Annotated in this window: 5 protein-coding genes; 1 reads left to right on the plus strand and 4 read right to left on the minus strand. The window is 66.8% G+C overall.

Annotated features, from left to right (window positions below; all coding sequences use genetic code 11):
- Nucleotides 1–32 precede the first annotated feature (32 nt).
- The 4 genes from ABGA94_RS04685 to ABGA94_RS04700 are packed head-to-tail and all read right to left on the minus strand — an operon-like array spanning nucleotide 33 to nucleotide 3165.
- Nucleotides 33–818, minus strand: coding sequence for a YaiO family outer membrane beta-barrel protein (locus tag ABGA94_RS04685; protein WP_005420769.1), 786 nt, complete (start codon nucleotides 816–818; stop codon nucleotides 33–35).
- 4 nt (nucleotides 819–822) lie between these two features.
- Nucleotides 823–1428 (minus strand): acetyltransferase, encoded by a 606-nt coding sequence (locus ABGA94_RS04690; protein ID WP_134956053.1) that lies wholly within the window; start codon nucleotides 1426–1428, stop codon nucleotides 823–825.
- Nucleotides 1415–2554 (minus strand): glycosyltransferase family 2 protein, encoded by a 1140-nt coding sequence (locus ABGA94_RS04695; protein WP_005420765.1) that lies wholly within the window; start codon nucleotides 2552–2554, stop codon nucleotides 1415–1417. Before ABGA94_RS04695 ends, ABGA94_RS04690 begins: the two co-directional genes overlap by 14 nt.
- Nucleotides 2554–3165: a PIG-L deacetylase family protein gene (locus ABGA94_RS04700; protein WP_053500821.1), complete on the minus strand. Its 612-nt coding sequence runs from the start codon at nucleotides 3163–3165 to the stop codon at nucleotides 2554–2556. Before ABGA94_RS04700 ends, ABGA94_RS04695 begins: the two co-directional genes overlap by 1 nt.
- Before the next feature lie 165 nt (nucleotides 3166–3330).
- Between ABGA94_RS04700 and ABGA94_RS04705 the strand changes: the two genes are divergently transcribed.
- Nucleotides 3331–3918, plus strand: a complete 588-nt coding sequence (locus ABGA94_RS04705; protein WP_138953317.1) for an O-methyltransferase — start codon at nucleotides 3331–3333, stop codon at nucleotides 3916–3918.
- The last annotated feature ends 69 nt before the right edge of the window (nucleotides 3919–3987 follow it).

The following is a 3987-nucleotide window of genomic DNA, read 5'->3' on the forward strand; positions in this document are numbered from 1 at the left end:
GCGGCGTCGCGCGCCGCCGACCGGCCACGGCTCTACCAGTGATAGCCCAGGCCCAGGTGCGACTGCACGCTCTGGAAGCGGTCCAGGCGCGTCCTGTGCCAGGTCTTGCCGATGCCCATGTCCAGCACCAGATGCTCGCCCAGCGGCTGGCTGCGGCGCAGGAAGGCACGTCGTGCATCGTGTTCGCGCAGCAGCAGCGGATCGGCATCGGCGGTGTAGCCGGAAGTACCGCTGCCCAGCCACAGCTGGGTCGACCCACGGCCCTGCGCATCCTTCAGGCGCAGTGACAACGTGGTGCCATGGCCGTCGGGCCCATTGGACTGGCGATGCCGCTCGTGGCGCAGTGAGGCGGTCACGCGCGGGAAGTAATGCGCTGCGCCCACCGACCAGCCGCTCACGTATGCACCGGCATGGTACTGGGCGTACTTGCCGCCTACGCTCAGCACGGTCTGCGGTGCCACGTGCCACTGCAGGTCCTGGTTGACCTGGCGGTTGACGAATACCGGGTCATCGTTGGAGGCAGTGAAGGCAGTGCGGGTCGAGACGCGAGGACTCCAGCGCTGGTGCAGCGAACCCTGCACGCGATTGCCGCCGAAGCGCTTGCTGCCGTAGTCGCGTTCGCCATGGGCCAGGCCAAGATGCCAACGGCTGTCACCGCTGCGGCCGGCCACGTCCACGGTCTGTACGTCACGCTTGCCGAAGCCGTCGGTGTAGTCGGCATGGTCCAGTTGCACCGAGACCCGGTCGATGCCGGCGTGGGCGCTGGACACAGCCAGCAGCAGGGCACACGGCAGTGCGCCACGGATGATCAATCGCATGGGGTTACTCCAGGGGTTGGGAATGCAGCGACTGCAGCAGCCGGTAGCGACCGGGCGGCAGGTTTCGTTCCACGGTGATGCGCGGTCCGAACTGGCTGCCCGGCGCGACGATGCGACCGGGCAGGATGATCACGCCGACACCCAGCGCGGCGCCCTCACCGATCCAGGCGCCGAGCTTGTCGCGCTGGCTGTCGATGACGGTATTGTCGATGTGGACGGCGACCGTCGCACCATCCAGGCGATGGTTGCTGGTGCGTACCAGCGCGCCCAGGTAGGCACGGGCATCGACGCGGCTGTCGGCGATGAAACATTGCGGGCCGATGCAGGCGCCGTCGCCGATCAGTGCGTTCTTCAGTTCACCTGCAAAGCCGATGCGAACGCCGTCACCGATACGCAGTGGGCCGCGCAGCAGCGCATTGTTGCCGATCAGGCAGTCGCGGCCGATCGATACCGGCCCCTGCAGCTGGGCGCCGTCGCAGATGCGGCTGCCGGCGCCGATCCTCACCTTGCCCTGCACCATCGCGCGCGGCGAAACCTGTGCAGTGGAATCGACGTGCGGTGGCAGCGTCGAAAGCGCGGCGGCCATCGCGGCCAGGTCATTCCACCACATGCGGATACCTGGTCGGTTTGTCGCGCAGCGGTTCGCGTCCGGTGAACAGCCCGGCCACGCCGTGCATCAACCAGATCGCGTAGGCGAGCAGCACGTACAACATCGAGAACGCGGCGGCGGGTACCAGCCACGCCCGGCGGTGGTGGATCGCACTGATCACCGCCAGCAACATGACGATGCCAATCCAGAACAGCGGCATCACCGACAGGGAGAGGCCACCAGGCCCATGCAGCAGGGCCGCACCGAACCAGACCTGCAGGGTCAGCACGATGCCGGCCAGCGCGAGCAGCATCATCGGCAGGATGCTGAACAGGCCGAATCGGGTCAGCAGCAGGCCGCGATGCAGGCGCATGCACACCGCATAGCCGACGATCCAGCGCCGCCAGCGCCGCCATTCCTCCACCAGCGTGTTGCATTCCTGCGGGTAAACCACGCAGCGCACGCTCTGGCGGACGCGGTACCCCTGCGCGACCAGCGACCAGGACATGTCCAGGTCTTCCACGCGGGTGCGGTCGGAGAAGCCGACCTTGCGCAGCACCGAGGTACGGAACAGGCCACACGAACCGGAGACAATGAAGGGGGCGCCGCCCAGCCACTGCTGGAAGCTGCGCTTGATGACGATCATCGGCAGCTTCAGGCTGGCGCGCACATGCGGCAGGAAGCCGGCACCCTGCAGGCTGGACGACGGCACGCCACCGACCGCATCGGCACCGCGCTCGATCTCGTCCAGCAGGTGGCCCAGGCCGTGGCCGCGTGGATCGATATGGGTGTCGGCGTCGGTCAGGAACACCTGCTCGGCGGTGGCGTGCTGCAGGCCATGCATCAGCGCGCCGCCCTTGCCGGTGTTGGACTGATGCACCGCCACCAGGCGCCCGGGCCAGTGCGCCTGCAGCGCATCGAGCACCTGCGCGGTGTTGTCGGTGGAACCATCGTTCACGCAGATCACCCGCGCCACGTAGGGGTTCTGCAGCAGGCTGGTCAACGAGCGCTCCAGGCAGGGGGCTTCGTTGTAGGCCGGCACGATCGCATCGATGCTGTACAGGCGCGTGCTGGGGCGGCGCAAGGCCTGCACACACACACGCACCAGGATGAAGGCACACATGGCCAGGAACAGCAGCGTTTTCATCACAGCACCAGCCGGTAGGGCACGAAGCCTTCACTGGGGCCGATGCCGATCTGCTGGCCGCGGAACTGCGCATGGCAGCGCAGGTGATCCTCCTGCATGTAGTGGCGATCGCCCTGGCTGGCATGCTCGCGCAAGGCATGGATCTTCAGGTCCAGCTGTGCGCTGATGTCCTCGAATACCTGCGGTGCGAACTGTGGCAACGTGCTGGGGCTCTCGTAGCAGAGGATCTGCGGGATGCTGCGGCAGGCGATGATCGACGCTTCGTGGACGGTGCGATGGTCCTGGTGATGGTCTTCGCCGCACATCGTGTAGACGCGATGCGGTGCGATCTGCGCGCAGGCCTGCTCGAGCGCCGCGACGATGTCGTTGCGGCAGGCAGGAAAGCGGGTATCCGGGAAGTCCCGCTGGATCACCTCGGCCACACCCAAGCGCCGCAACGCGCGGTGCGATTCGTCGCCGCGGTCGATGCCGGCATGGCAGCCACGGCCCCCACGGCTGAGCACCAGCGCATGGATGCGTGCACCGGCACGGGCCAGTTTGGCCAGGCTGCCGCCGCAACCGAGTTCGATGTCGTCGGGGTGGGCGCCGATTGCCAGAATGTCGAGAACCATGGCCGTGTCCTTGCGGAAACCAAGAGGGCAGCGGGCGGGTGCACCGTCCCGCGTGAAGAAGGCGGGAACTATCGCAACGTGAAGGCGGCGCGGGGCTAGGAGGAATACGAAATGTGGCCGGACGGGCCACAATGCTCACCCTTGCTGCGGCAATTGAAAGAAGCGATGACGATGCGGCTTTCGGAATTGAAGAACGAACTGATGCACTTCGGTGCTGAAAACGACGCGCATGAAACCGAGCGCGCTCGGCGCATGCTCAACATCACGCCGGACACCGGTGAATTCCTGTCGGTACTGGTGCGTTTCGGCACCGCGCGCCGGGTGCTGGAAATCGGCACCTCCAATGGCTACTCCACGCTGTGGCTGGCCGAAGCCGCCGCCGCCATCGACGGCCACGTGACCACGCTGGAATTCGCCGAGGACAAGGTGGCGATGGCGCGATCCACGTTCGCGCGCAGCGGGTTGGCCGCGCACATCACGCTGGTGCATGGCGATGCCGGGCAGTGGTTGGCAGAGGCCGGCGAAGGCTGCATCGACCTGTTGTTCCTGGATTCGGACCGCGGGCAGTACGCCGGCTGGTGGCCGCAACTGCGCCGCGTGCTGCGGCCAGGGGGCCTGCTGGTAGTGGACAACGCCACCTCGCACGCGGAAGAGATGAAACCCTTGTGCCTGCTGCTGGACGCTGATCCGGACTTCAGCACCAGCCTCGTGCCGGTGGGCAACGGCGAACTGCTGGCCGTGCGCAACGCCTGATTGCCACGCCACAGACCCGGGGTCAGATCCCTTTTCCCGTGGAAAAGGGCCATCCGGGCAACAACGGCG

Source organism: Stenotrophomonas sp. 3diitr2024, assembly GCF_042136455.1.
Taxonomy (GTDB): domain Bacteria; phylum Pseudomonadota; class Gammaproteobacteria; order Xanthomonadales; family Xanthomonadaceae; genus Stenotrophomonas; species Stenotrophomonas sepilia.

Coding starts and splice junctions, on each gene's coding strand:
- ABGA94_RS04690 (WP_134956053.1), bottom strand. CDS start 1,428: ATGTGGTGGAATGACCTGGCCGCGATGGCCGCCGCGCTTTCGACGCTG.
- ABGA94_RS04685 (WP_005420769.1), bottom strand. CDS start 818: ATGCGATTGATCATCCGTGGCGCACTGCCGTGTGCCCTGCTGCTGGCT.
- ABGA94_RS04695 (WP_005420765.1), bottom strand. CDS start 2,554: ATGAAAACGCTGCTGTTCCTGGCCATGTGTGCCTTCATCCTGGTGCGT.
- ABGA94_RS04700 (WP_053500821.1), bottom strand. CDS start 3,165: ATGGTTCTCGACATTCTGGCAATCGGCGCCCACCCCGACGACATCGAA.
- ABGA94_RS04705 (WP_138953317.1), top strand. CDS start 3,331: ATGACGATGCGGCTTTCGGAATTGAAGAACGAACTGATGCACTTCGGT.